We start from the raw sequence: 22,963 nt of genomic DNA, 5'->3' as shown, positions 1-22,963 counted from the left end.
GGACCTCAGTCCGCCTGGACGCGGTGCCGCGCCAGGTGCGCGAGCACCGACTGGTTGGCCTCCCAGCCGTCCGGGAACTTCACCGGGACGCCGAGGCGCACCGGCTCGGTGGACGGGTGGGCGTCCAGCAGCTCGGGGATGCCCGCCCGCGCCACGACCACGCACGCGTGCCGGTGCCGTGACGCCAGCACGCACAGCCGCCCCGACTCCAGGTGGAACGCGGTGGCGTCGCGGCGCCCCGACAGCGGGTGCAGCACGACCGTCACGTCGTACTCGCGGCCCTGGAGGCGGTTGGCGGTGTCGACGGTGATGCCCGCGCCGTGCGGGCCGAGCGCCGCGCGGATCGCGGTGACCTGGTCGCGGTGCGCCGCGCCGATCGCGACCCGGTCGGCGCCGACGGGGGCCGATCCCTGCTCGGAGTGCGCGACCGGCCCGCGTTGCAGCAGGCGGACGGCCAGCGCCGCCGTCGCCCGCACCGCCTCGGCGTCGGTGCGCAGCGTGTGCCGGGCGGGCAGCTCGTACAGGGCCCAGCCGGTCGCCGCCGCCTCCTCCAGCGCCAGGTCGTAGGTGGTGCCCATGCCGCGCGCCTGGAACTCCAGGCGCCGCTCGCCCTCCCGCGTTCCCGCGCGGAACCCGGTGAAGGGGTAGAACGCGTCCGACACGACGGGCGCGGCCGACGCGGGCAGCCGCCACGACACCGGCAGCCGGTGGACGGGCAGCTCCGGGTTGTGCGCGAGCAGCACCGACACGGCACTGCGCATCGGGTCCCACGACAGGCCCGCCCAGCGCTCCACCTCGACGGTCGAGAACGGGTCGAGCTGCCCCGGGTCGCCGACGAACAAAGCCCGCTCGAACCGTCCGGCGATGCGCAGCAGCAGGTCGGAGCGCATCTGGTACGCCTCGTCCACGATCGCCCACGGCCACGACCCCTCGGCCAGCGTCGCCCACTTCGCGCCGGTCGCGATCACGACGGTGTGCTCGGCGAGGTCGCCCGCCTTCTGCGCGACCCGCACCGCCGGATGCGCCAGGACCCGCTCCGACGGCACGTACCCGGAGGCCGACAGGCGGCCGAGCGTCACCTCGGGGTGGCGGCCCGCGATGCGGTCGATGAGGTCGTCGACCTGCTCGTTGGTCTGCGCCACGATCATCAGCCGCTCGCCCGCCGCCGCCAGGTGCGCGGCGGCGCGGACCACCAGCGTGGACTTGCCCGCCCCGGGCGGGGAGTCGACGACCACGCCGCGGTGCGCGCCGTCCAGGTCGGCCAGGACGTCCTCGACGACCCGCGTCGCCGCCTCCGACGGGTCCCGCGGGCGCTCCGGCGGCAGCGCGACCAGGTGGCGTTCGGTCATGACCAGTCCTCTTCGGCGTCCTCGTCGGTCGGCACGTACTCGGCGGGCGGCCCGCCGTGCGTCCACGGGGTGTCCTCGCGGTCGGGGAACCGCGCCGCGCCCCACGACCCCTCCGAGAGCGAGGTGAAGCACACCCGCTCACCGACCCCGGGGACGGTGCCCGGCTCGGCGGTGAGCCTGCGGCCCATGCCGCCGGTCAGCTCCAGCAGCACGCCGCCGCCGTCGAACTCCACGATCCTCCCCTTGAGCGCCGGCCGCGCGGCGTTGCAGACGACGGTGCCGGGGTCGAGCCGGACCGGGTCCTCGGTGCCGATCCGCAGCAGCGGGCGCAGCTTCGGGCGCTTGCCCGTCTCGTCCAGCCGGTCGGGCTCGCACTCGGTGACCAGGCCGCCGAACGCCTGCCCGGACAGCCGGTGCTCGGCCATGACCAGCGGGTCGTCGAACGCCCGCTGCGCGTCGTAGGCGTCCTGCGCCCGTTCGAGGTCGTGCAGCCGCCGCGCCGCCCGGACGGGCGGGTCGCGGCGCGCCTGAGGATACGCCTCGCCGAACGTCTGGTGGTAATAGGTGAAGGCGTCCCGGTCGCGCTCCCAGCGCCCCGGCACGCTCGCGCCCTCCGGCAGCGCGCGCAGGACGCCGACGGCCCGCCACATCAGCTCCCATGTCGGCGCGACCTGCCCGTGGACGGCGGCCCGCAGCCGCTCCAGCGCGCGCGGGTCGCCGTGGGACTCGTGGTAGGCCGCGATCGCGGGGGCGAGGATTTCGTTGTCGAACGAGGGGTCGGTGGTGGGCCCGGCGGGCGGGCAGGCCACCGGGTCCTCGGCGCGGGCGGCGGCGGAGGGGCCGTCCAGCCCGTCCGGCGGGTCGATCCAGCCGAGCAGCGCGGCGAGGTTGCCGTCCTCCAGCGAGGACTGCCCGGTCGCCCAGTGCAGCCGCAGCAGCTCCGTCATCGCGTGCAGCAGCGAGGAGCCCGGGTGGTCGTGGCGCTCGGCGAACCAGGTCAGCCAGCGGCCGAGGACCGGCACCGCCGGGTCGACCGCGTAGGGGCCCTCGGTGCCGCGGAACCGCGTCGAGCGTCCGAGCAGCCGCAGGAACGCGACGCCGCCCCGGTTCGGGACGAGGAGCTGCGGCGCGTTCCCGTAGCGGATCCGCTCCTCGCCCTCCTTGCCCGGCGGCAGCTCCTCGACGGAGCCGTGGCTCGTCTCGATGTGGTTCAGGACGAGCTTGGCCAGGTCGGCGGCGAACGCGAACCGCAGGTCCCGGTTGCGCGGCTGCGGCACGACCAGCAGCGTCGCGTCGTCGGGCGCGGCGCCGAGCATGACCGCGAGCGGCGCCGCCGCCTCGCCGGACAGCTTGAGCGGGACGAGCACCAGCGGCGCGTCCACGAGGTGGCAGTGCCGGACGGTGGCCAGCGGCTCGGCCGCCCCGGTCGAGGCCGCCCGCAGCCGCGCGAGGGAGGACAGCACGCTCATCGGCCACCGGCCCGGAGCAGAGCCGAGGGCATGCGGCGGGGAGCCGAGGGCGTGCGGCGGGGAGCCGAGGTCACGCGGCGCCGCCCCGCGCCGCGAGCAGCGCCTCGTCGCGGAGCCGGGCGGCGGCGCGCAGCTGCGCGGCGGTCTCGGCCAGGTCGTCGGAGGGGTGGAGCGAGCCGTCGGCGAGCGCCAGCGCGGTGGCGATCGTGTCGACGCCGCCGAGGTCGTCGCGGATCGAGCGGCCGAGCGCGCCCGTCGCCCCGCACGCGCGCGCCTCGTCGCGGCAGAACAGCGCCATCTCGCAGCCCGCCATGCACTCGGGCGCGTACCGGGCCTCGACCGCGCGCACCGACTCCGCGAGCGCGTCGCCCGGCTCGAACACCAGGTCGCCGGGCAGCGCCTCCAGGATCGCGTCGACCCTGGTGAGCCGCGCGAGCTGCCGCTCCAGGACGGCGAGCTGCGGCCGCACGTCCAGCGGCGTCGCCGTCGGACGGTTGGAGAAGTTCTCCGGGCAGACGAGGAACACCTCGTGCGACACGCGCCCGGGGTCATGGCCCAGCTCGGCGGCCAGCCGCCGCAGCGCCAGCACGTACACCGCCGACTGCCGCGCCGCCGCGGCGACCTGCTCGGGCTCGGCCTGCCCGTCCACGACCGCGAACGACTTGATCTCGATGACGTGCAGCCGCCCCCGCACCTGGAACGCGATCACGTCCGGCTCCAGGTAGGCGAGCCGCCCGGCGATCTCCAGCCGGAGCAGCGGGTGGTCGAACAGCGTGCCCTCGCCGGTCTCCAGCGCGCGGGCCAGCAGCCGCCGGGTGCGGGTGTGCCGCAGCTCGCGCCCCTCGTTGCCCGCGACCACCTCCAGGTCGTCGTAGGCGACCTCCGCGACGTCGAGGCCGAGGCGCTCGCGCAGCAGCGTCAGCAGCTCGGCGCACCCGTCGGCCTTCACCTGCGCCTCGAACGCGTTCCCGCGCGTGATCGCGAACTGCGACTGGCCGAACGGCGCGGGGAACCCGAGGTGCCGCGCCACCGCGTCCTTGTCGACGCCCGCCGCGTCCATCAGACCGCGGCGGGCGCAGCCGGGATTGGCGGTCAGCGCGGCGATCGTGCGGGCGTCGTGGTTGCGCGGGGGAGCGTCGCCGCGCAGCCGGTCCAGGTCCGGCGCGGTCTCGGTCATCGGCCTCGTTCTCCAGGTGCGGCGCGTCGTCCGCCGGATTCGTGCAGGGCCCGCAGGCGGCTGCCGAACAGCCGCTCCGCGTCGTCGAGCCGGGTGCGGGCGCGCCCGGCGGCCGACGCGCGCAGCCGCCGGTCGGGTTCGCGGTGCACCTGCAGCTCCGCCCGCGCGGCCTCCGCGAGATCGGCCGGCTCGACTGTACCGACCGTACCGGTGACCGCACCGGGAATGTTGGACGCGAACCGCCACAGCAGCCGCCGCACGTCGGGGGAGGGCGTCCCCCGACCGGCGTGCTCGGCGAGGCGGACCGCGCTGGTGAGGAAGTCGGTGCGCGGGCTCAGCGGCCCGACGATCCGCTGCTCCAGCGGCCAGGTGCTCACGGTCAGCAGGCCGCGGGCGGGCGCGAGCAGGTCGGCGGTCAGCGCCGCGCACAGATAGTAGGGCCGCGCGTAGGGCGCGGTGCGGAACGAGCGCTCCTCGTCGCGGCGCAGGCTGGTCAGGCGGCTCCCGGCGATCTCGCCGGGGAAGAACGCCGCGTACACCGACCCGATCAGCTTCGGCGCGGCGGGCGCGCCGAGCAGCGTCAGCGCCTGGTGGACCTGCTCGCGGACGGGCAGCAGCCCCCGGGCCTCACTCTCGCGGGCGTCCTGCCCGCCGGGTGAGGCGGTGTTCCCGGTGTGCCCGGTGCCCGCGTCGCCGAGGACGGCCTCGTCCCACTGCCGCTCGGCCAGCCGCAGGTCGGCGCGCAGGTCGCGGGCGGCCCGCCGGTCGCCGGCCGCCACCGCGCGCCGGACGGCGGCGCGCAGCTCGGCGATGCGCGCCTCCAGCGCGTCGGGGGTCGGGACACCGGGGGACCGGGGCATGCGGGCGACAGTACAGCAGCTTCCAGACAATTCCAGTGTTTTCCAGTCGAACGGCGAGGCGTCCGGAGTCCGCCGCCCGTCAGGAGCGCGTATCGCGGCGCAGCGGATGCGCCTCCGGAACCTCGACGACGACGATCCGCACGCCGTCCGGGTCCTCGATCCACATCTCGACCAGGCCCCACGGCTCCTCGCGCGGCTCCCGGACGATCCGCGCGCCCGCCGCCGCGAGCCGCCCGTGCTCGGCCCGCACGTCCCTGACCTGGAGCCAGAGCATCGCCGCCGCGCCCGCGCCGCCCGCGCCGTGCCCCGACACCTCAAGGAACCCCGGGCCGAGGAAGAACACGACGCCGGGCGCGTCCGCCGGGCCGAACTCGCGGTACACCGCGAGACCCAGGACGTCGCGGTAGAACGCCTGGGTCCGGCGCGGATCGGGCGGGCGGAGCAGGACCCGGATGCTGAGTACCTCCATGCCCCCATCCTCGCCGAGGAGGAGGACGGGGGGAATCAGCCGCCGAAGCTCGCGTGGTAGGTCGCGGACATGTCCTCGTCGCCGTGCCCCTGTGCCAGCGCGCGGCGGAACCGCTCGCCCGCCGCGTCGTTCAGGTCCACCCGCACGTTCCCGGACGCGGCGGCCTCGTGGATCAGCCGCGTGTCCTTCTCGGCGTTGCGGACGGCGAAGCTCGTCGTGAAGTCGTCGGAGAGGATGGACTTCAGCTTGGCCTGGAGGTAGGGGCTGTCCATCGGACCGCCGGTCACGACCTCGCCGAACAGCGCGGGGTCGAGGCCGAGGCCCCGGGCGAGCGCGAGCGACTCGGCGACGATCGAGGTCATCGAGATGCCGTAGCTCACCGCGGCGAGCTTGAGCCGGGACGCCGCGCCGCCCGCGCCGTCCTCGTCCAGCCACAGCGTCTTCGAGCCGACCGCGTCGAACACCGGCGCCAGCTTGGCGCGGGCGTCCTGCGGTCCGGCGGCGAGGACGACCAGCGTCCCCTGCTCGGCGGGCTGCCGGGTGCCCTGGACGGGCGCGTCCACGAACGTGATCCCGTGCTCGGCGGCGAACCCGGCGAGCCGGTCCAGCGGGCCGACGCCGACCGTGCTCATCTGCGCCCAGACCTGCCCCGAGCGCAGCGAGGGAGCCGCGGCGGCCATCGCGGCGAGGACGGCCTCGCCGTCGCTCAGCATCGTGATCACGACCTCGGCGTCCGCGACGGCCTCGGCGGGCGTCGCGGCGATGGCGGCGCCGTCCGCGGCGAGCGGCTCGGCCCGCGCACGGGTCCTGTTCCACACGGTGAGCCGGTGCCCCGCCTTGAGCAGGTTGCGGCCCATCGCGGCACCCATGATCCCGGTGCCGAGCAGCGCGACGTCACTCATGGTCCCCACTCCCTTTTCTTGACCGATCGTTACATTTTCAGGGCACGCGCCATGGCGTGCATGGTCCGAGGCGTCCCTACCCAGGAAGCGGCAGGGCTCGCAGGGCGGCGTCGACCACCGCGGCCAGGCGCCGCCGGTCGGCGCCCGCCTTGCCGAGGACGCGCAGGCCCTGGATCGTCGTGGTGACGAAGTCGGCGAGCGCGGTCACGTCGGCGTCCTTCGGGAGTTCGCCCCGCTCGCGGCCCCTGCGGAGCGCCGCCTCGACGAGTCCGGCGACCCGGTCGAAGGAGCCGCCGACGATCCGCCCGGCGACCGCGTCGCCCGGCAGCCGCTCCACCGCGGTGTTCGTCATCAGGCACCCGCGCCTGGCCGGGTCCCCGACCGTGTCGTCGACCAGCGCGAGCAGCAGGTGGCGCAGCACCTCGCGGACGGGCTCGTCCCGGTCGAGCCGCCGCGCCATCAGCGCGCCCGAACTGCTCGCGTAGTGCCGCAGCGCCGCCTCGTACAGGCCGTCCTTGCTGCCGAACGCCGCGTACAGCGAGCCCCGGCCGATCCCGGTGGCCTCCACGAGGTCCTGGATCGAGGTCGCCTCGTACCCGCGGCCGCGGAAGACCTCGGTGGCGGCGGCGACGGCCGCCTCGGTGTCGAACTCCCTGGCACGTGCCATGCCGCCGACGTTAGCCAGTTCTGGAACGGTCGGTCAAATTGGTTCCATGGTGCTAGCCGAAGGCGGGGTGCTCGCCCGCGCCCTCGAACGCCTCGGTGTAGGGCGCGGCGAAGACCTCCAGCGTGCGGTCGAGCTGCGCCGACCACCAGGCGACCAGCGCCGCCTGCCCGCGCTCGCCGGCGCCGTCCGCGCCGAGGTAGCGGTGCCGCAGCGCCGCGACGTCGCAGAGCCGCTCCCACCACTCCCGGTGGACCGCCGCCTGGATCTGCCCCTCGTCCAGCGGGAACGTCACGCGGTGCCCCCGCACGAACGCCTGGACGCGGTCGAGGTCGAGGCCCCGCTCGTCCTCGCACGCGAACAGCCGCGCCGCCGCCCGGACGACCTCGCCCGCGACCGGCCCGGTGGTCAGCCCGTCCCAGCCGAGGACGGCGCTGACGTTCCCCGAGCCGCCGTAGCGCAGGCTCTCCGCCTGGAACGCGCCGTGCAGGTGGCCGACCGTGCTGACCTCCATCTCCGGCGGCTGGTGCCCGGCGAACTCGGTGAGCAGCGCGTGCCGCTCCCGCAGCCGCCGTCCGGTCAGCGCGTCGAAGTCGGTGCCGTCCCCGGGGATCGCCTCCAGCATCGCCTCGACCGCCGCGGCGGCGTCGGCGGCGCGCGGGGTCGGCACCAGCATGCTCTGCTGGACCGGCGGGGTCGACCGGTCGAGTTCGGCGTGCAGCCGGCCGAGGAGCCCGCCGAGCGCCTCGCACTGCCCGAACGTGAGTTCCAGCCCGCCGCGCACGCGTCCGGCGACCCACGGGTACAGCACGAAGCTCCGCCCGGACGCGGTGACGAGCGTCCGGCCGCCGCGCGCGGGGACGGGCGCGAGGACCGGCAGGCCCGCCGCGTCCAGCGCCCCGGTGACCGCGTGCTGGAACAGCACGCGCCTGCGGTCGGGGTGCTCGTACTCCTTCAGGAAGTACGAGCCCTGGGCGGTGTCGACCCGCGTGCAGCGGCGCCCCGGCCCGGGGGACACGGCGTCCGGGTCGCCGATCTCCCAGCGCCGCAGCAGCCGGGGCGGCGGCCCGGTGTCGTCCCGGGCGCCGGCCTGCGTGTCGGCCTGCGTGTCGGCCTGGGTGTCAGCGCTGCGTGATGTCGGCACCTCGGCACCTCGGCGTCGTCGGTCGGGACATCGGTCAGGACATCGGACGGGCTCTCGGACGAGCGGTCGGACGGGTGTGGGGACATCGGTCGAACGGATGTTCCCACGCTGACGCTACACGTCCGGGCGCCCACCGCGAAAGGGAAACGCCCGTCCCGCGGGCGCTCCCGCCGCGCGCCGGTGGTCTTTGCCGGGCTTGCGTGCTGGTGGGCGCCGTGTTCCGCCCTGCCGTACGTCCGCCGACTTCGTACGATCAATACCCTGTGCGGATGAGCGACGCGGCGGAGGTGGCGCGGCGATGCGCCGAGACGATGTACGCGCGGGACCGGGTGGCGCAGGACCTGGGGATGCGGATCGTCGAGGTCGCGCCCGGGACGGCCCGGCTGCGCATGAGGGTCGCCGACACGATGGTGAACGGCTTCGGGATCGCCCACGGCGGTTACATCTTCCTGCTCGCCGACTCCGCGTTCGCCTATGCCTGCAACACCCGCGACGCGGTGACGGTCGCCGCGTCCGCGGACGTGGTGTTCGTCGCCCCGGGGCGCGCGGGCGACCTGCTGGAGGCGACCGCCGAGGAGCGCGTCCGCTACGGCCGCAGCGGCGTGTACGACGTGACGGTGCGCCGCGTCCCGCACGGCGAGGTCATCGCGGAGTTCCGCGGCGGCGGGCGCAGCCGCGACGAACGCGTCCTGAACGACACCTGACCCCCGCCGGACGCGCCCCCGAGGCTCCCCGCGCGCAGCCGTCGGGGCGTGCGGTCAGAGCTGGCCCAGGATCGTGTGCAGGTGGCGCGTGGTGTCGTCGGGCCGCGCGGCGGTGATGCACAGGTTGTTCATCGCGCGCATGTAGGTGTCGACGTCGGTGGGCTTGTCGAGGTAGAGCGCGCTGGTGAGCTGCTCCAGGTACACGACGTCCGACAGGCCCGGCTCGGCGAACCGCAGGATGGTGAACGGGCCGCCGGCGGCGGCGTGCCCGCCCGCGCCGAACGGGACGAGTTGGAGCGTGACGTTCGGCAGCTCCGACATCTCGATGAGGTGGCGGAGCTGGCGCCGCATGACCGCGCGCCCGCCGAGCGGGCGCCGCACGACCGCCTCGTCCAGCACGGCCCACAGCGTCGGGGCGCCGGGCGAGGTGAACCGCTCCTGGCGGGTCGTGCGGACCTGAACGCGCCGCTCGACCTCCTCCTCGGACGCGTCGGAGAAGCCGAGGCGCACGACCGCGCGCGCGTAGTCCTCGGTCTGCAGCAGCCCGGGGACGAACTGCAGCTCGTAGGTGCGCAGCAGCGAGGCCGCCTCCTCCAGCCCGAGGTAGACCTCGAACCAGCTCGGCAGGACGTCGCCGTAGCGGTGCCACCAGCCCGGGGTGTTGGCCTCCTTGGCCAGCTCCAGCAGGGTGGCGCGGTCGCCGGGGTCGGTCACGCCGTAGAGGGTGAGCAGGTCGGCGACGTCGCGCTCCTTGAACCCGACCCGGCCCAGCTCCATCCGGCTGATCTTGGAGTGCGAGCCGCGGATCTCATACCCGGCCTGCTCGGTGGAGATGCCGCGCGCCTCCCGGAGCCTCCGCAGCTGCGCGCCCAGCAGGATGCGCAGCACCGTCGGCCCCCCGCGCCGGGGATAGTCGATCAGCCGTCCGGCCGGGTCGCTCTCGGCCGAAGGCGAGTGTGCAGCTGAATCCTGGGGCAAAGGGGTCACCAGCCAGTCGACGTGTCTGCTCAGGGGCGGAACGGCATCGCCCTATGTTAGAGGATGAACCCCTGTTTTTGGGAAGGACGAATTACGTGTCCGCGGCCGCCCGGCCCCACCGCGCAGAAGGGCCGCCGCGTCGCGGGAGCCGTCCGCTCGCCGCATCCCGAGCGTACCTCCGCCGGCGTTGTGCGGGCGCCGCGCTCGCGGCCGCGGACCTCGCCGACCGGTCGGTCGGACCGCGTTGATCGGCTGTGACCAGTGCGGTCGGTGGCGGGACGGGTGCGGAACGTGGCCCGAAACGTGTCCGCAGGCGGCCTTTTCGAGATGGCGCGGGGGACGGCGCGCAAACCCCGGTGTGCGAATTGCCCGGCGTTCTTCCGGTTTGATGATGACCAATGTCACTCGTTTTTCGTGGCCCTTCCCATGACACGGGAATGACGGAGGGCCGACGACTTGGAGAATGTTCTCCGCGACGCGCCCGGAGAGGTGGGGGTTGTCGTCCCGCTCGTCCTGGTATGGGCTACCGGCGGGCGCCCGCCGCTTCGTGACGCCCGAACGGCGGCGCCCGCGAGCCGGGCGCCGCCGTTCCCCGAATCGCCGTCTCCGGCGTTGACGCAGGTGACGGGCCGGGTGATCGTTACAGCTGCCGGGTATTTCCGCCGCCGTATTGACCGGGCCGGCGCTTTCGGTGTTTCGGCCCTCTCAGGCGTCGCGGCGGGTGAAGGCGAACGCGGCCGCGGCGAGCGGCACGAGCGCGTACGCCAGCATGACCGCAGCCGCGGCCGGCGCGGGCAGCACGCCGCCGTAGATGGACTCGCCCGCGCCCGCCCCGGAGATCTCGGAGGCCAGGCCGCTGAGCATCACCGAGCCGGCGCGCGCGTTCCACGGCTCGGGCAGGTGGAAGACGAGCAGCGGCAGGACGTGCCACAGCAGCACGACCGCCGTGATCGCGCCCGCCGCCGACCGCGTCAGGAGCCCGAGCGCGAGCCCGAGCAGCGCGAACACCGCCACCGCCGCGCCCTCCACGGCAAAGGCCGGAAGGTCGTGGAGGACCGAGCCCTCCTGGTCGACGAAGGACCGCCCGCCGATCACCAGCCGGGGCCCGAGGCAGGAGGCGAACGCGACCGCCTCGCCCGCGGCCAGCCCGACCGCCGCGACCACCACCGCCTTGGCGGCGACCAACCGCCCCCGGTGCGGGACGGCGGTGAGGCTCGTCGCGATCGTCCCGCTCCGGTACTCCGACGTCGCGGACAGGGCGCCGAGGACCGCCAGGCACAGCGAGGCGACCCACGGCCCCATCACCTGGAGCGGACGCAGGGGAAGGTCCTCGCGCTCCCGGGCGGTCAGCCCGTCCCAGATCCGCGCCTCCTGCGCCGCGATCAGCATCAGCACCAGCACGAACGCGCCCGCGGCCGACAGCGTCCACCGGGTCGAGCGGACCGAGCGCAGCTTCCACCACTCCGCCGCCACCGCGTCGATCACGACGCCGCCCCGAACTCGGCGCCGCGCGCGGTCAACTCCATGTAGGCCTCCTCCAGGGACGCGTTGCGCGGCGTCACCTCGTACAGCGGGATCCCATGCGCGGCGGCGTGCTCGCCGATGGCCTTCGCCTCCAACCCGCTGACGACCAGCCCTCCGCTCTCCGGGGACCCGGCCACGCGTCCTCCGCCCGCCGTCCCGTTCGCGCTTTCGACGGTGCCCCCGGCCGTCACGAGAACGCGCGTCAGCTCGTCCGGACGGGGCGAACGCACACGCACGCCGCGTCCGAAGCGGTCCGCCAGCTCCCGCACCGACGTGTCCGCGATCAACCGGCCGCGCCCGATGACGACCAGCCGGTCCGCGGTCAGCTCCATCTCGCTCATCAGGTGGCTGGAGATCAGCACCGTCCGCCCCTCGGCGGCCAGCGCGCGCATCAGCTCGCGGATCCAGCGGACGCCGTCCGGGTCCAGGCCGTTCACCGGCTCGTCGAAGACCAGCACCCCGGGGTCGCCGAGCAGCGCCGCCGCGATCCCGAGCCGCTGCCGCATGCCCAGTGAGAACCCGCCGACCCGCTTCCGCGCGACCCCGGCCAGGCCCACCCGCTCCAGCACCTCGGCGACCCGCCGCGTCCCGATCCCGTTGCCGCGCGCCAGCCACCCGAGGTGGTCGAACGCCTTCCGCCCGGCATGCACGGCGCCCGCGTCCAGCAGCGCGCCGACCTCCAGCATGGGGCGCCGCAGGGACGCGTAGCGGCGGCCGTTCACCAGCGCCTCGCCCGACGACGCCGCGTCCAGGCCCAGCAGCACCCGCATGGTCGTCGACTTGCCCGCCCCGTTCGGGCCGAGGAAGCCGGTGACGGTCCCCGGCCGGACCACGAACGACAGGCGGTCCACGGCCACCTTCCGGCCGTACCGCTTCGTCAACTCACGCACCTCGATCACCCGACCACCCTCGCCGGAACGCGCCCCTCCGCACATCGGAGCCGGCTCCGGTCCGCACGCCCGGCGCCGCTCCGCCCGTGTTCCGAGCACGGCGCGCCGCATCGGACCCAGGGCTGACATCCACCGGCCGGACGCGATCACGCCGGCGGCCCGGCTACCGTCGTGACGTGTACGAATCCGAGCGCCCCCTGCTCGTCCGGCGCCTGAGCCGGCGGCGGCTGATCGCCCTGGACGCCGCCGTGGCGGTCCTCTACGCGCTCCTGACGACGATGATGTCGGGTGGGGACGCGCCGGCCCTGCCCGCGTGCGCGGCCGCCGTCGCCACCGGGCTCCCGCTCGCGGCGCGGCGGCCGTGGCCGGTGCCGGTGTTCGCGGTCGTCTTCGCCACCTCCACCCTGTCCCTCTGCCTCGACCTGGTCTGGGACTCCTACGCCGCCGCCGCGTACGCGCTGTACACGGTCGCGCTCACCGAGCCCCGCCGCCGCTGGATCCCGACCTCGCTGATCGGCGGCCTCAGCGCCCTGGTCATCCTCGGCGGCGCCGTCGCCGGTCCCGACGGCTGGCACTCCCGGCGCGCCGCCGCGTTCGTGCTCGGCCTGGCCGTCCTCGGCGCGTCCTGGGCGCTCGGACGCGCCGTCCGCGAGCGCCGCGCCCACGCCGACCGCGCCGCCCGCCAACTCGCCGACCGCGCCGTCGGCGACGAGCGGCTGCGCATCGCCCGCGAACTCCACGACGTCGTCGCGCACAGCATGAGCCTGATCGCCGTCAAGGCGGGCGTCGCCGTCCACGTCGCCGAGGCGCGGCCGGAGGAGGCGCTGGACGCCCTCCGCGTCATCGAGACCACCAGCCGCGGCTCCCTCGCCGAGATGCGCCACCTTCTCGGCGTCCTGCGCGCCGGATCCGTCCCCGACACCGACCCGGTCTCCGCACCGGACCTCGCCCCCTCGCCCGGCCTCGACGGACTCACGGCCCTGGCCGAGCGCGCCGCCATGGCCGGTGTCCGCGTCGAGTTGGACGTCCGCGCCGGTGACCTCCCCGAGGGCGTGGCGCTGTCCGCCTACCGCATCGTCCAGGAGGCGATCACCAACGTCGTCAAGCACGCCGCCCCCGCCCGGTGCAGCGTCCGCGTGGAGGCGGACGGGCACCGGATGCGCATCGAGGTCGCCGACGACGGCCCCGGCGTCCGCGTCCTGCCCGGCGGCGCGGCGCCGGGGGAGGGGCACGGCCTGGTCGGCATGCGCGAGCGGGTCATGATGTACGGCGGCGACTTCGCCGCGGGCCCGCGTCCCGACGGCGGCTTCGCGGTCTCGGCCGACTTCCCCTACGATCCGGCGTGACCATGACCGATCCCGTCCGCGTCCTCGTCGCCGACGACCAGGCGCTGCTGCGCGGCAGCTTCCGCGTGCTGGTCGACACCGCGCCCGGCCTGCTCACGGTGGGCGAGGCGGGCACCGGGGCCGAGGCGGTCGAGCTCGCCGCCTCCCAGAGCCCCGACGTCGTCCTGATGGACGTCCGCATGCCCGAGATGGACGGCATCGAGGCGACCCGTCGCATCTGCGGCGAGCTGCCGGACGTGCGCGTCCTGATCCTCACCACGTTCGACCTGGACACCTACGTCTACTCGGCGCTGCGCGCCGGGGCGAGCGGGTTCCTGCTGAAGGACACCCCTCCCGCCGACCTCCTGTCGGCGATCCGGATCGTCGCCTCGGGCGAATCCCTGCTGGCCCCGACCGTGACCCGCCGCCTGATCGCCGAGTTCGTCCGCCGCCCGGGCCCCGTCCAGCCCCCTCCCGCCGGGCTGGACGGCGTCACCGACCGCGAACGCGAGGTCCTGGCGCTCATCGCCCGCGGCCTCTCGAACACCGAACTCGCCGCGCACCTGCACCTGAGCCCGGCGACGGTGAAGACCCACATCGGCCACCTGCTGGCCAAACTCCAGGCCCGCGACCGCGCCCAACTGGTCATCGCCGCCTACGAGACGGGTCTGGTCACCCCCCGCTGACCGCCCCCCGCACGCGCGCGACGTCCTCAGCCGCCGAGCGGGGACCCGGAGGCGCGGGCAGGGATTCCGACGCCCCGCCTAGAGCAGGCTGGGGGCGAGTCGTTCGAGCCGGTCGGCCGTCGAGGGGAGGTCCGGGGCGAACACCGAGGCGACGACGTGGTCGGCCCCCGCGTCGAGGTGCCCCTGGAGCCGCCGGGCGATCGCGGCGTCGTCGCCCCAGTTGAAGCACAGGTCGACGACCTCGTCGGACCCGCCGTCCGCCAGGTCGGCGTCGCCGTAGCCCATCTCCCTGAGCATCCGGGCATAGGGCGATCCGGGCATGAGAAGCCCCGGGGCCTGGCGCGCGATCGCGCGCGCCTTGGCGGGGTCCGCCTCGGGGACCACGGTCTGGAGGCTGATCAGCAGCTTGTCGGGGCCGAGCGTCTCCCGCACGCGCCGCGTGTGCTCGGCGGGCAGCAGCGCGGGGATCGCGCCGTCCGCGCGGTCGCGGGCGACCGCCTGCATCTTCGGCCCGAGGGCGGCGATCAACCTTGGGAAGGGGACGGACGGCGCCGGAGCGGCCTCGACGGCGGCGTCCATGGCGTCCAGGTAGCCGCGCATCTTCGCCAGCGGGCTGGTCCACTCCTGCCCGCTCTGCTCGACGATCGCCCCCATGCTGACGCCGATCCCGAGCGCCAGCCGCCCCGGGTAGGCGTCGGCCAGCACCGACGCGGCCCCCTGCATCGCGGCCGGATGCCGCGCCCACAGGTTCGCGATGCCCGAACCGAGGACGATCCGGTCGGTCGCCGCGAGCATCACGCCGAGCTGCGTGAACACCTCACGCCCTCCCACGGCCTCGTTCACCCAGATCGATCCGTAGCCCGCCTTCTCGACGCGCGCGGCCGCCGCCCGCCACTCGTCGGCGGGCGCGAGCGGGGTCATCAGCGTGGCCCCGATCCGCCCGAGCCTCTTGCGCGCCTCGTCAACGGCGGTGGTCGCCATCCTGCCTCCTTGGTCGGCCGTACAATCGGAACCGGTAGCCCGGTTAGGACAGTACCGGAACGATCGCCCCGTTTGTCAAAGGAGGACGCGGATGACCGCCGACCCGCCGGCCCCCCGGCGCTCGGACGCGCTGCGCAACCGGGAGCGGATCATGCGGGCCGCGCTGGAGGCCTTCGCCGCCGACGGCAGGCTCGCCCCCCTCGATGACATAGCACGCCGCGCGGGGGTCGGCGCCGGGACCGTCTACCGCAACTTCCCGACCAAGGAGGCGCTGTTCAAGGCCGCCATCGCCGACCGCCTCGAACAGGTCGTGGAGGAGGCGAGGTCTCTCGCCGACGCCGAGGAACCGGTGGAGACGTTCTACGGTTTCGTTATGCGGGTGGTGGAGCGCGCCATGCTGAACCACGCGCTCTGCGAGGCGATCGCGCTGGACGAGGGCATGAGCGCCTTCGACGACGGCGGCCTCGACCAGGCGTTCACCGACGCTCTGGGAGTGCTGCTCGGAAGGGCCCAGGCCGCGGGCGGCGTGCGGGACGACGTGGACGTGTCCGACGTCAGAGCCCTCCTCACCGGATGCCTGGTCATGGAACGCCGGCGGCGCTCGACCGGCCCGCCCGGACGCATGACGGCGCTCGCGTGCGACGCGCTCCGTCCGGCGTGCGCGGAGTCCTCGCTCACGCGTAACGAAACTCGCCCGGCGTCACGTAACGAAACGTGTGAGGTCTGCGGCACCCCGCTCGTGGCCGCCCGGACCGGCCGCCCCGCCCGCTACTGCGGTGCCGCGTGCCGCCAGAAGGCCCACCGCCGCCGCTCGGTCTCCTGAGGTGAAATCCGGTTGATCGGCCGGCCCGGCCCACGGGACGCTGGGGCCTCGCCCTCACATCGGAGCCGTCCCTTGATGACGTCCACACGGGAGATCCGCGCGGATTTCGACCGCGACTCGATCACGGTCTACCAGGCGTTCTCCCCGGAGATCGCCGGACCGGCGGTGCGGCACGGCACCTTCGTCCCCCCGTTCTCCCGCGGCCGCATGACGTGGATCAAGCCCTCCTTCCTGTGGCTGATGGCGCGCAGCGGCTGGGCGCGCAAACCGGGCCAGCAGTCCGTGCTCGCCGTCCGGATCAGCCGGGCGGGCTGGGAGGAGGCGCTCGGCCTCGCCGTTCCCACCGCGCCCGACCGCCGCGTCTTCCAGGGATCGGACGAGTGGCGCCGACGTTTCGCGGACGCGGTCGTCCACGTCCAGTGGGACCCGGAACGGTCCCTGCGCGGCCAGAAGCTGGAGGCGCGAAGCATCCAGGTCGGCCTCAGCCGCCACGTCGTCGACCGCTACGTCGACGACTGGATCATGGAGATCGAGGACCGCACGGCCCTCGTCCACAAGCTGCATCGCCTCGTCCAGGACGGCCAGGCGGCCAAGGCCAGGAAGCTGCTCCCACCAGAGCGTCCCTATCCGCTGCCCACCGAGGTGGCCCAGCGCATCGGCGCCGACTGACCCGCGCGGCATTTGGGCCCGGCGCCGGATCAGCGCCGCGTGACGAACAGCCCTAAGATTCAGATGGCATATTCAGGACGATGCGCTCGGCGAAGCCGCCCCGCCGCTCCCACTTGGCCGCGCGCCGCGCCTCCAGGTCGTCCGGCGTGATCCCGTCGACCGCGGCCAACGCGTGGAGGACCTCCAGCAGGTCGGCGAGCTCCTCGGGCTCACCGCTCGCGACGTACTCCCCGGCCTCCTCGTACAGCTTGGCGCGCAGCAACGCCCGGTACTCCTCCGGCCCCGCGACGCGCGTGTCGGCGCCCCGCCCCGCGGACCGGATGATCTCTGGAATCCGGTCGCGTACGAGCTTCTCCGCCGACCCCTCGCCCGACCCAGTGTGGTGCGCCGGCCCGCCATGGCGCCGGTCCAGCGACTGGACCCACTTCACGGCCACCGCCGCCGTCTGGACGAGTTCCTCCCGGAGCCTTTCGGGGGCCGACTCGGCCAGGGCCTCGTAGAACTCCTCGGTGAGCACATGGCGCCAGGTCAGGCGCCCGCGCTTCGAGGCTTCAGCGCATTCGCGCTTGGCCTGCTCCGCCCGCTCGGCGAACTCCGGTCCGCTCCCGTCGGGAAACTCCTGGAAGCCCCACATCCGATCCTGGGCATCGCGTTCCGCCGCGACGTCCGTCAGCACCCTCGCCAGCGAACCTGGCTCTCCCTCATCCTCCATGCGCCGACGGTAACCATCACGGCGACCCGTCGCGCGCGATCCGCACTCGTGGGCGAAAAACTCAAGGCCGGGAGCGTGGCTCCCGGCCTTTGAGTCATTCACGTGCGTCGCCTGTGCGGCGGGCGCGCGGGCGTTCGCCCTCACGCAAGGTCAGCTCGGTGTCGCGTCAGCGGGAGGGAAGGTCCACGTAGTGGCGCTCGCCCGGGCCCACGTAGACCTGGCGCGGACGCCCGATCTTCGTCGAGGCGTCATTCATCATCTCGCGCCACTGGGCGATCCAGCCGGGGAGCCGTCCGAGCGCGAACAGCACGGTGAACGCGTTGGTCGGGAAGCCCATCGCCTTGTAGATGACGCCGGTGTAGAAGTCGACGTTCGGGTACAGCTTGCGCTCCACGAAGTAGTCGTCGCTCAGCGCGACCTCCTCCAGGCGCATGGCCAGGTCGAGCAGCGGGTCGGACTTGCCCAGCGCGTCCAGGACCTTGCCGGTGGCCTGTTTCACCACGGCCGCGCGCGGGTCGTAGTTGCGGTAGACGCGGTGCCCGAAGCCCATCAGCTTGACGCCCGGCTCCTTGTCCTTCACGCGCCGGACGAACGAGTCGACGTCGTCGCCGTTCTCGTGGATCCGCTCCAGCATCTCCAGGACGGCCTGGTTGGCGCCGCCGTGCAGCGGACCGAACAGCGCGTCGACGCCCGCGGACACCGACGAGAACAGGTTCGCCTGGCTGGAGCCCACCAACCGTACGGTCGAGGTCGAACAGTTCTGCTCGTGGTCGGCGTGCAGGACGAACAGCATGTCCAGGACGCGCACGATCTCGGGGTCGATCTCGTACGCCTGCGTGGGCAGCCCGAACGTCATGCGGAGGAAGTTCTCCACGTAGCCCAGGGAGTTGTCCGGGTAGAGCAGCGGCTGCCCGATGGAGGTCTTGTACGCGTACGCCGCGATCGTGGGCAGTTTGGCGATCAGCCGGATGCTGGACAGGTCGACCTGCTCGGGGTCGAACGGGTCGAGGCTGTCCTGGTAGAAGGTCGACAGCGCGCTGACCGCGGACGACAGCACCGCCATCGGATGCGCCCGCCGGGGGAACGCGGAGAAGAACGCGCGGAACTTCTCGTCCAGCAGCGTGTGGTTGCGGACGCTGTGGGTGAACTCCTCCAGCCGGTCGGCCGACGGCAGCTCGCCGTAGATCAGCAGGTACGCGACCTCCAGGAAGGACGACTTCTCCGCCAGCTCCTCGATCGGGTAGCCGCGGTACCGCAGGATCCCCGCCTCACCGTCGATATAGGTGATCGAGGACGTCGTGGAGGCGGTGTTGGTGAACCCCGGATCGAGCGTGACATGCCCCGTCTCCTTGAGCAGCTTGCCCACACCCAGGCCGGAGGGACCCTCGGTCGCCTCCGTCACCTCCAGAGGCATGCGGCCGCTCACGTGGTTGAGCTCGAAATCCGACATACTCGCTCGCTCCCAACTCCGTCCACACCTGCGCAGACGCTCCGTTCTTCATCGTATCCACGTGATCACACGGCCTCATCCGGGCCTGTCCCGTTGACGGGCGGCCCCGCCGGGTGCTCCGGTGGGTCGTATGAGCGACCACATCGCCGCCGAACTTCTCGCGCGCGCCCGCCGGGAGATCGCGGCCGCGACGTCCCGGAACCGCTTCCTCGATCTCCTCGAAACCGGTCGGGTGCCCCAGGAACGCCTGGTCTGGCTGGTTGGAGAGGAGTATCGGATCGTCCGTAGCGACCGGCGAAGTTTCGCCCTGTTGGCCGCGCGCTATCCGGATTCACCGTCCGGCGAGCTGTTCCTCGGCCTCGCCCAGGGAGAGACGCGGGCGCTCGGTCTCCTGGACGATCTCGCCTCGGCCCTGGGGGAAAGTGAGAAGAATCTCAGAGCGTACGAGCCGCGCCCGTTCGCCCAGACCTACCCCGCCTTTCTCGCTCAGCGTGCCGCCTTCGGCACGGCCGGTGAGGTCGCTCTGGCGATGCTCGCCAACCTGGAGGAGTGGGGCGCGTACTGCGCCCGTGCCGCCGACGCCCTGCGCGGCGCCTATGACATGGACGATGCGGCGGTGGCCTTCTTCAGCTTCTTCGCGGAATCGCCACCCGGCTTCGAGGACCGGGCCCTGGCCGTCGTCGCCGCGGGACTGGCCGCGGGCGACGACCCGGAGGAGACCGCCCTCGCGGCGCGTCTCCTGCACGCCTACGAGACGGCCTTCTGGGACGCCCTCGCCGAGGGCCTTTGACCGTCTGCCTGCTCGTCGGACGATTCCGTCCTGGGGGGATCCGCCCTCGGCGAACCCCTACCAGGCCCCTTCGCGGAGCGTCGGGAGTTCGCCCGTGCCCTCGACCAGCGTGTGTTCCTGGACGCCGATGAGCTGTTCGACGTCCGAGGGCAGCCACTCCTCGCCGTAGTGCGCGTCCAGCAGCGTGGACAGAGCGACCAGGACCTGCTCCGGCGACGGCCGCTCCCGCGCCTCCTTCACCAGGCATCGCGTGACGAGGCCGCGCATGGGGTCGGGCAACCGGCTGAGATCGGGCGTTCCGTGGACGATGCGTCCGCGCACCTTGTGGCCGCCGCCGAAGGGAGGGGCGCCCGCAGCGGCGAACACGAGCGTCGCGCCAAGGGAGAACACGTCGCTCTGCGCGGTCACCTGTTCGCCGAGGGCCTGCTCGGGCGACATGTATGCGGGCGTCCCCAGCACCTCGGAGCGCGAGAGGGGGAGCGCGTCCAGAGGCCGCGCGATGCCGAAGTCGATGACCCGCGGCCCGTCCGAGGCGAGCAGGACGTTCGACGGCTTCAAGTCCCGGTGGACGATCCCCGCCCGATGGATCGCGATCAGGGCCTCCGCCAGCCCGGCGCCCAGCCTGCACGCCGCCTGCTCCGGTAGCGGCCCCTTCTCGCGCACCGCCGCGGAGAGGCTCACCCCGCGGATGAACTGGGTCGCGAGCCATGGACGGTCCGCGTCCGGATCCGCGTCGACCACGGGCGCCGTATAGAACCCGCTGACCGACCGGGCCGAGGTCACCTCGCGCCGGAACCGGGCCCGCCACTTGGGATCGCCCAGCAACTCCGACCTGATCACCTTCACCGCGACCAGTCGCCTGCTCGCCGACGTCGCGAGGAAGACCTCTCCCATCCCGCCGGAGCCGAGCCGTGCGACCACACGGTAGGGACCGATCATCTGCGGGGGGTCAGGCTGCATGGGCACGAGTTCCGATCATGGTGGACGCGCTTCATGGTGCCACGAACCGCCCCGCCGCCCGGAGGGAAGCCACCCAAGCCGGGCACCTCCCTGTCGGATCCCGCGAGCATGCCGCCGCTCGAACCGGACCCCTCCCATCGCGCCCACGCCCGGCCCATGCCCTGCCCCATCGGGACACGGTGATCTCGTGGCCAGACCGTGCTCAGGGGCACACCCAAGCGGGCATCTGCATCGGTGTGTAAGAAGTCAAAGCCCCTATTCAGGACACGTGATTGCCCGGCGCCGCTCGCTCCCGGGAGTTATCCACAGAATTGGATTCTACTATTCTCGGTCCCCGGCCTGGGCCAGGCTTCCCCTTGTCGCCGATTCACGAGACAAGGAGGCAGAAGATGCCGGAACAGACCATTCGCCGCGAGTTCGGGGTCCACCAGTTCGCCCGCCACCTGGGCCTCAGCCACTGGCAACTGCGGCTCGGACGGGAACACGGCCTTGTCCCCGCCCCGGACGTCGCAGGCGAGCGATGGTCCGCCCGACTCGCCGAGGAGGCGAGAGGCGGAGGGGAGAAGGTCATCGCCATGTTCGGAAGCGAGCCGCCCATCGGATCGACCAGGGCGGCGGCCCGGCTGGCCCACCGGGTAAGCCTCGACGTGGAGCGGGGGGACATCGAGGTCCTGGTCGCCCAGGGCGAACTCGACGTCATCAGCAACTTCCGCGGACACCCCGTGTACCTCATGCGCGACCTGGACCGGCTCGACCGGGAGTCGGTCCGCGCGGTGGTCCTGGCCAGAAAGGGGCCCCTGTTCGAGAGCGTCGACGCCGGCGGCGCCGCGATGATCCTCGACTGGCCCAAGAAGTCCTTCGATCGGATCGCCTTCGAACGGCGGCTGCCCGTCGACCAACTCGGACGCTACGCCCTGGACGACATCCACGCCCTCGCCTCGGAGGGAGATCTCAACCAACAGATCCTCGAAGAGAAGCATCAAATGGCGATCGCCAGAGCGCGGAGGGCGGAGATCAAAGTCGAGGATGTGGTTCGCGGTTGGCTTCTCCGCTGCACCGCGTACGTCGACCGTGCCGCCGATCAACCACCGGATCTCACCGCCATCCGCCGGGCGCTCCGCGCCCTCGCCGCCGCCAGAGCAGCGAGCACCGGACACGAGTACGGCGCCACTTGAGACACCCCGCCCGCTGCCAGTACCCGGCCATGAGAACGATCTGCGATGCCCGGGAAGCCGGTGAAGCGTCGCCCTCGCAGCCGCCGCACCGAGAGTGGCGATCACCAACGGCTCGCGGCATCGGCCGGCTCCTGCAATCGAGCCGGGGGTGCGGGTGCGGTTCCGGCGCAGGCTCCTGAAGTTCGCAGCGCTCGCTCACGAGGAGACGGCATCGAGCAGGGCTGTCCAGCGTGGCCGCACGGACGAGCGGGACGCGCCGACGGCGCTTCCGGGCAACGCGCCTTGACCGGGTCGCGTCGTGGGTCGCTTGCCTGGTGGTGCTCGGTTCGAATGGCGATCGGATCGTGGGGGTTCCAGGGGGGACCTCGTAGGGCGATGGGGGGCATCGAGATCAGGTGCGCTTGGGTCCGTTGCGGCGTCCCGACGGGCGCCTTCGCTCATGGTCGTGGTTCTCAAGGGCGGCGAGAAGGCGGTCGCGTGCCTCGGTCCGGGACATGGCCGGCAGCCGGTCCGGAAAGTGGTTCGTGAGGCCGGGCGACGGACTGAACAGGCCGTCGTCGTCGACGACGATGCGCTCGCCCGCCCAGTTGCCGAGGAGGATCGTGGAGATCTCCCCCGGGTAGTGGGCGAGGAGTCTGCTGATCCGCTCGCACTCGTCCTCGCAGTCGGCCACCAGGAGCAGGCGCCGTGCGTCCGTGACACCGGTGGTGCGGCGAATGGAGAGTTCCGTCTCCAGATAGGCCAGCGCCGCGTCGAGGTTGCCGGGGATGAACAGCCCCGCCGCGGACTCGTCCAGGAGCTCGTCCTCGGCCAGTCCGAACAGAGCCGTCGCGGCGGAGCGGGGGATCACGGTGAGGGAGGTGTCGCCGTGCTGGTCGAGCGCGGTGAGGGCGAGGACGCGCGCGGTCGCGACCGCGCCCGGTCCCGAGAGCCCCAGGGCGGGCACGGCGAACGGGTCGAGGGGCGGCCGGTAGGTGAGGTGGACGACGTCCTCCGCTGATTCGCCGCCGTCCATCGGAACGGCGGCCGTCAGCGTCCCGGCGGCAACGGCGGAGATGCGATGCCGGAACGGGTAGCAGAACGCCGCGGCGATCGGGACGAGGAGGCCCAGCAGCAAGATCGGTTGCAGTGACCTTGACCGCGACTCCTCGCTCCTGGCCTGTTCATGGAAGCTGGGAAGTTCCGGGGTGCCGCCGGTCGCCGGTGAGGGGGAGGCGGTGGGGGGACGCTCCGGCGTCGCCGGGCGGGGGCTCGGCTTGTCC

The 22,963-nt window shown here is 73.4% G+C and carries 23 protein-coding genes; 7 read left to right on the top strand and 16 right to left on the bottom strand.

Features of this window, described 5'->3' with window-relative positions; all coding sequences use genetic code 11:
• Nucleotides 1–5 precede the first annotated feature (5 nt).
• The 8 genes from KLI87_RS39440 to KLI87_RS39405 form a co-directional block, all read right to left on the bottom strand.
• The gene (locus KLI87_RS39440) at nucleotides 6–1,349 is read right to left on the bottom strand and encodes an AAA family ATPase (RefSeq protein ID WP_214621074.1); all 1,344 of its coding nucleotides are present in this window, start codon (nucleotides 1,347–1,349) and stop codon (nucleotides 6–8) included.
• On the bottom strand, nucleotides 1,346–2,818 hold the full coding sequence (locus KLI87_RS39435) for a hypothetical protein (RefSeq protein WP_214621073.1): 1,473 nt from the start codon (nucleotides 2,816–2,818) through the stop codon (nucleotides 1,346–1,348). The genes KLI87_RS39440 and KLI87_RS39435 overlap by 4 nt, the downstream gene beginning before the upstream one ends.
• A 70-nt stretch (nucleotides 2,819–2,888) precedes the next feature.
• Nucleotides 2,889–3,995 (bottom strand): hypothetical protein, encoded by a 1,107-nt coding sequence (locus KLI87_RS39430; protein WP_156222480.1) that lies wholly within the window; start codon nucleotides 3,993–3,995, stop codon nucleotides 2,889–2,891.
• Nucleotides 3,992–4,855, bottom strand: a complete 864-nt coding sequence (locus tag KLI87_RS39425) for a hypothetical protein (RefSeq protein ID WP_214621072.1) — start codon at nucleotides 4,853–4,855, stop codon at nucleotides 3,992–3,994. Before KLI87_RS39425 ends, KLI87_RS39430 begins: the two co-directional genes overlap by 4 nt.
• A gap of 79 nt (nucleotides 4,856–4,934) precedes the next feature.
• On the bottom strand, nucleotides 4,935–5,324 hold the full coding sequence (locus KLI87_RS39420) for a VOC family protein (protein ID WP_214621071.1): 390 nt from the start codon (nucleotides 5,322–5,324) through the stop codon (nucleotides 4,935–4,937).
• Between the two features lie 35 nt (nucleotides 5,325–5,359).
• The gene (locus KLI87_RS39415) at nucleotides 5,360–6,226 is read right to left on the bottom strand and encodes an NAD(P)-dependent oxidoreductase (RefSeq protein WP_214621070.1); all 867 of its coding nucleotides are present in this window, start codon (nucleotides 6,224–6,226) and stop codon (nucleotides 5,360–5,362) included.
• Between the two features lie 76 nt (nucleotides 6,227–6,302).
• The gene (locus KLI87_RS39410; protein ID WP_156222472.1) at nucleotides 6,303–6,893 is read right to left on the bottom strand and encodes a TetR/AcrR family transcriptional regulator; all 591 of its coding nucleotides are present in this window, start codon (nucleotides 6,891–6,893) and stop codon (nucleotides 6,303–6,305) included.
• A gap of 52 nt (nucleotides 6,894–6,945) precedes the next feature.
• Nucleotides 6,946–8,034, bottom strand: coding sequence for a phosphotransferase (locus tag KLI87_RS39405; RefSeq protein ID WP_308166572.1), 1,089 nt, complete (start codon nucleotides 8,032–8,034; stop codon nucleotides 6,946–6,948).
• Between the two features lie 269 nt (nucleotides 8,035–8,303).
• On the opposite strand from KLI87_RS39405, the gene paaI reads away from it, so the two are divergent.
• Nucleotides 8,304–8,738 (top strand): hydroxyphenylacetyl-CoA thioesterase PaaI, encoded by a 435-nt coding sequence (gene paaI, locus KLI87_RS39400; protein WP_156222470.1) that lies wholly within the window; start codon nucleotides 8,304–8,306, stop codon nucleotides 8,736–8,738.
• Nucleotides 8,739–8,792: 54 nt separating this feature from the next.
• Here paaI and KLI87_RS39395 read toward each other — a convergent pair whose 3' ends face one another.
• From KLI87_RS39395 to KLI87_RS39385, 3 genes are all read right to left on the bottom strand, one after another.
• Entirely contained in the window at nucleotides 8,793–9,659 is an 867-nt protein-coding gene (locus KLI87_RS39395) for a helix-turn-helix transcriptional regulator (protein WP_156222526.1), read from the bottom strand.
• A 762-nt stretch (nucleotides 9,660–10,421) separates the two neighbouring features.
• A complete protein-coding gene (locus tag KLI87_RS39390; RefSeq protein ID WP_214621069.1) occupies nucleotides 10,422–11,201 on the bottom strand; it encodes an ABC transporter permease subunit in 780 nt (259 codons plus the stop codon).
• The gene (locus KLI87_RS39385; RefSeq protein WP_214621068.1) at nucleotides 11,198–12,139 is read right to left on the bottom strand and encodes an ABC transporter ATP-binding protein; all 942 of its coding nucleotides are present in this window, start codon (nucleotides 12,137–12,139) and stop codon (nucleotides 11,198–11,200) included. The genes KLI87_RS39390 and KLI87_RS39385 overlap by 4 nt, the downstream gene beginning before the upstream one ends.
• Nucleotides 12,140–12,306: 167 nt before the next feature.
• Between KLI87_RS39385 and KLI87_RS41350 the strand changes: the two genes are divergently transcribed.
• Both KLI87_RS41350 and KLI87_RS39375 read left to right on the top strand, forming a co-directional pair.
• Nucleotides 12,307–13,476: a sensor histidine kinase gene (locus KLI87_RS41350; RefSeq protein WP_214621067.1), complete on the top strand. Its 1,170-nt coding sequence runs from the start codon at nucleotides 12,307–12,309 to the stop codon at nucleotides 13,474–13,476.
• A gap of 2 nt (nucleotides 13,477–13,478) precedes the next feature.
• Nucleotides 13,479–14,141 carry a response regulator transcription factor gene (locus KLI87_RS39375; RefSeq protein ID WP_214621066.1) on the top strand — a complete coding sequence of 221 codons (663 nt, stop codon included), beginning with the start codon at nucleotides 13,479–13,481 and terminating at the stop codon, nucleotides 14,139–14,141.
• A 78-nt stretch (nucleotides 14,142–14,219) separates the two neighbouring features.
• On the opposite strand, the gene KLI87_RS39370 is transcribed toward KLI87_RS39375, so the two are convergent.
• A complete protein-coding gene (locus tag KLI87_RS39370; protein ID WP_214621065.1) occupies nucleotides 14,220–15,122 on the bottom strand; it encodes a TIGR03620 family F420-dependent LLM class oxidoreductase in 903 nt (300 codons plus the stop codon).
• Between the two features lie 91 nt (nucleotides 15,123–15,213).
• On the opposite strand from KLI87_RS39370, the gene KLI87_RS39365 reads away from it, so the two are divergent.
• Nucleotides 15,214–15,945, top strand: coding sequence for a TetR/AcrR family transcriptional regulator (locus KLI87_RS39365; RefSeq protein WP_214621064.1), 732 nt, complete (start codon nucleotides 15,214–15,216; stop codon nucleotides 15,943–15,945).
• A gap of 75 nt (nucleotides 15,946–16,020) precedes the next feature.
• Complete coding sequence (locus tag KLI87_RS39360) at nucleotides 16,021–16,614, top strand: DUF4291 domain-containing protein (protein WP_156222459.1); 594 nt, start codon at nucleotides 16,021–16,023, stop codon at nucleotides 16,612–16,614.
• A 52-nt stretch (nucleotides 16,615–16,666) separates the two neighbouring features.
• On the opposite strand, the gene KLI87_RS39355 is transcribed toward KLI87_RS39360, so the two are convergent.
• Nucleotides 16,667–17,326 (bottom strand): nucleoside triphosphate pyrophosphohydrolase, encoded by a 660-nt coding sequence (locus KLI87_RS39355; RefSeq protein WP_214621063.1) that lies wholly within the window; start codon nucleotides 17,324–17,326, stop codon nucleotides 16,667–16,669.
• A 166-nt stretch (nucleotides 17,327–17,492) separates the two neighbouring features.
• Nucleotides 17,493–18,776: a citrate synthase gene (locus KLI87_RS39350; RefSeq protein WP_214621062.1), complete on the bottom strand. Its 1,284-nt coding sequence runs from the start codon at nucleotides 18,774–18,776 to the stop codon at nucleotides 17,493–17,495.
• Between the two features lie 130 nt (nucleotides 18,777–18,906).
• Here KLI87_RS39350 and KLI87_RS39345 point away from each other — a divergent pair, with 130 nt between their 5' ends.
• Nucleotides 18,907–19,566, top strand: a complete 660-nt coding sequence (locus tag KLI87_RS39345) for a transcriptional regulator (RefSeq protein WP_156222455.1) — start codon at nucleotides 18,907–18,909, stop codon at nucleotides 19,564–19,566.
• Nucleotides 19,567–19,623: 57 nt separating this feature from the next.
• On the opposite strand, the gene KLI87_RS39340 is transcribed toward KLI87_RS39345, so the two are convergent.
• Nucleotides 19,624–20,526 carry a serine/threonine-protein kinase gene (locus tag KLI87_RS39340; RefSeq protein ID WP_250904694.1) on the bottom strand — a complete coding sequence of 301 codons (903 nt, stop codon included), beginning with the start codon at nucleotides 20,524–20,526 and terminating at the stop codon, nucleotides 19,624–19,626.
• Nucleotides 20,527–20,882: 356 nt separating this feature from the next.
• Here KLI87_RS39340 and KLI87_RS39335 point away from each other — a divergent pair, with 356 nt between their 5' ends.
• Nucleotides 20,883–21,701, top strand: a complete 819-nt coding sequence (locus KLI87_RS39335; protein WP_214621060.1) for a hypothetical protein — start codon at nucleotides 20,883–20,885, stop codon at nucleotides 21,699–21,701.
• A 391-nt stretch (nucleotides 21,702–22,092) separates the two neighbouring features.
• On the opposite strand, the gene KLI87_RS39330 is transcribed toward KLI87_RS39335, so the two are convergent.
• The gene (locus KLI87_RS39330) at nucleotides 22,093–22,818 is read right to left on the bottom strand and encodes a hypothetical protein (protein WP_156222449.1); all 726 of its coding nucleotides are present in this window, start codon (nucleotides 22,816–22,818) and stop codon (nucleotides 22,093–22,095) included.
• Nucleotides 22,819–22,963 lie beyond the last annotated feature (145 nt).

Source organism: Actinomadura sp. NEAU-AAG7, from assembly GCF_018603865.1.
Lineage (GTDB): Bacteria > Actinomycetota > Actinomycetes > Streptosporangiales > Streptosporangiaceae > Spirillospora > Spirillospora litoris.
The sequence above is the reverse complement of the archived record's forward strand: the minus strand, read 5'-3'. Positions and strand labels throughout refer to the sequence as shown.

What these genes read in the sequence shown, in the direction of transcription:
- KLI87_RS39440 (WP_214621074.1), bottom strand. Translation starts at nt 1,349, where the DNA reads ATGACCGAACGCCACCTGGTCGCGCTGCCGCCGGAGCGCCCGCGGGAC.
- KLI87_RS39435 (WP_214621073.1), bottom strand. Translation starts at nt 2,818, where the DNA reads ATGAGCGTGCTGTCCTCCCTCGCGCGGCTGCGGGCGGCCTCGACCGGG.
- KLI87_RS39430 (WP_156222480.1), bottom strand. Translation starts at nt 3,995, where the DNA reads ATGACCGAGACCGCGCCGGACCTGGACCGGCTGCGCGGCGACGCTCCC.
- KLI87_RS39425 (WP_214621072.1), bottom strand. Translation starts at nt 4,855, where the DNA reads ATGCCCCGGTCCCCCGGTGTCCCGACCCCCGACGCGCTGGAGGCGCGC.
- KLI87_RS39420 (WP_214621071.1), bottom strand. Translation starts at nt 5,324, where the DNA reads ATGGAGGTACTCAGCATCCGGGTCCTGCTCCGCCCGCCCGATCCGCGC.
- KLI87_RS39415 (WP_214621070.1), bottom strand. Translation starts at nt 6,226, where the DNA reads ATGAGTGACGTCGCGCTGCTCGGCACCGGGATCATGGGTGCCGCGATG.
- KLI87_RS39410 (WP_156222472.1), bottom strand. Translation starts at nt 6,893, where the DNA reads ATGGCACGTGCCAGGGAGTTCGACACCGAGGCGGCCGTCGCCGCCGCC.
- paaI (WP_156222470.1), top strand. Translation starts at nt 8,304, where the DNA reads ATGAGCGACGCGGCGGAGGTGGCGCGGCGATGCGCCGAGACGATGTAC.
- KLI87_RS39375 (WP_214621066.1), top strand. Translation starts at nt 13,479, where the DNA reads ATGACCGATCCCGTCCGCGTCCTCGTCGCCGACGACCAGGCGCTGCTG.
- KLI87_RS39370 (WP_214621065.1), bottom strand. Translation starts at nt 15,122, where the DNA reads ATGGCGACCACCGCCGTTGACGAGGCGCGCAAGAGGCTCGGGCGGATC.
- KLI87_RS39365 (WP_214621064.1), top strand. Translation starts at nt 15,214, where the DNA reads ATGACCGCCGACCCGCCGGCCCCCCGGCGCTCGGACGCGCTGCGCAAC.
- KLI87_RS39360 (WP_156222459.1), top strand. Translation starts at nt 16,021, where the DNA reads ATGACGTCCACACGGGAGATCCGCGCGGATTTCGACCGCGACTCGATC.
- KLI87_RS39355 (WP_214621063.1), bottom strand. Translation starts at nt 17,326, where the DNA reads ATGGAGGATGAGGGAGAGCCAGGTTCGCTGGCGAGGGTGCTGACGGAC.
- KLI87_RS39350 (WP_214621062.1), bottom strand. Translation starts at nt 18,776, where the DNA reads ATGTCGGATTTCGAGCTCAACCACGTGAGCGGCCGCATGCCTCTGGAG.
- KLI87_RS39345 (WP_156222455.1), top strand. Translation starts at nt 18,907, where the DNA reads ATGAGCGACCACATCGCCGCCGAACTTCTCGCGCGCGCCCGCCGGGAG.
- KLI87_RS39340 (WP_250904694.1), bottom strand. Translation starts at nt 20,526, where the DNA reads ATGCAGCCTGACCCCCCGCAGATGATCGGTCCCTACCGTGTGGTCGCA.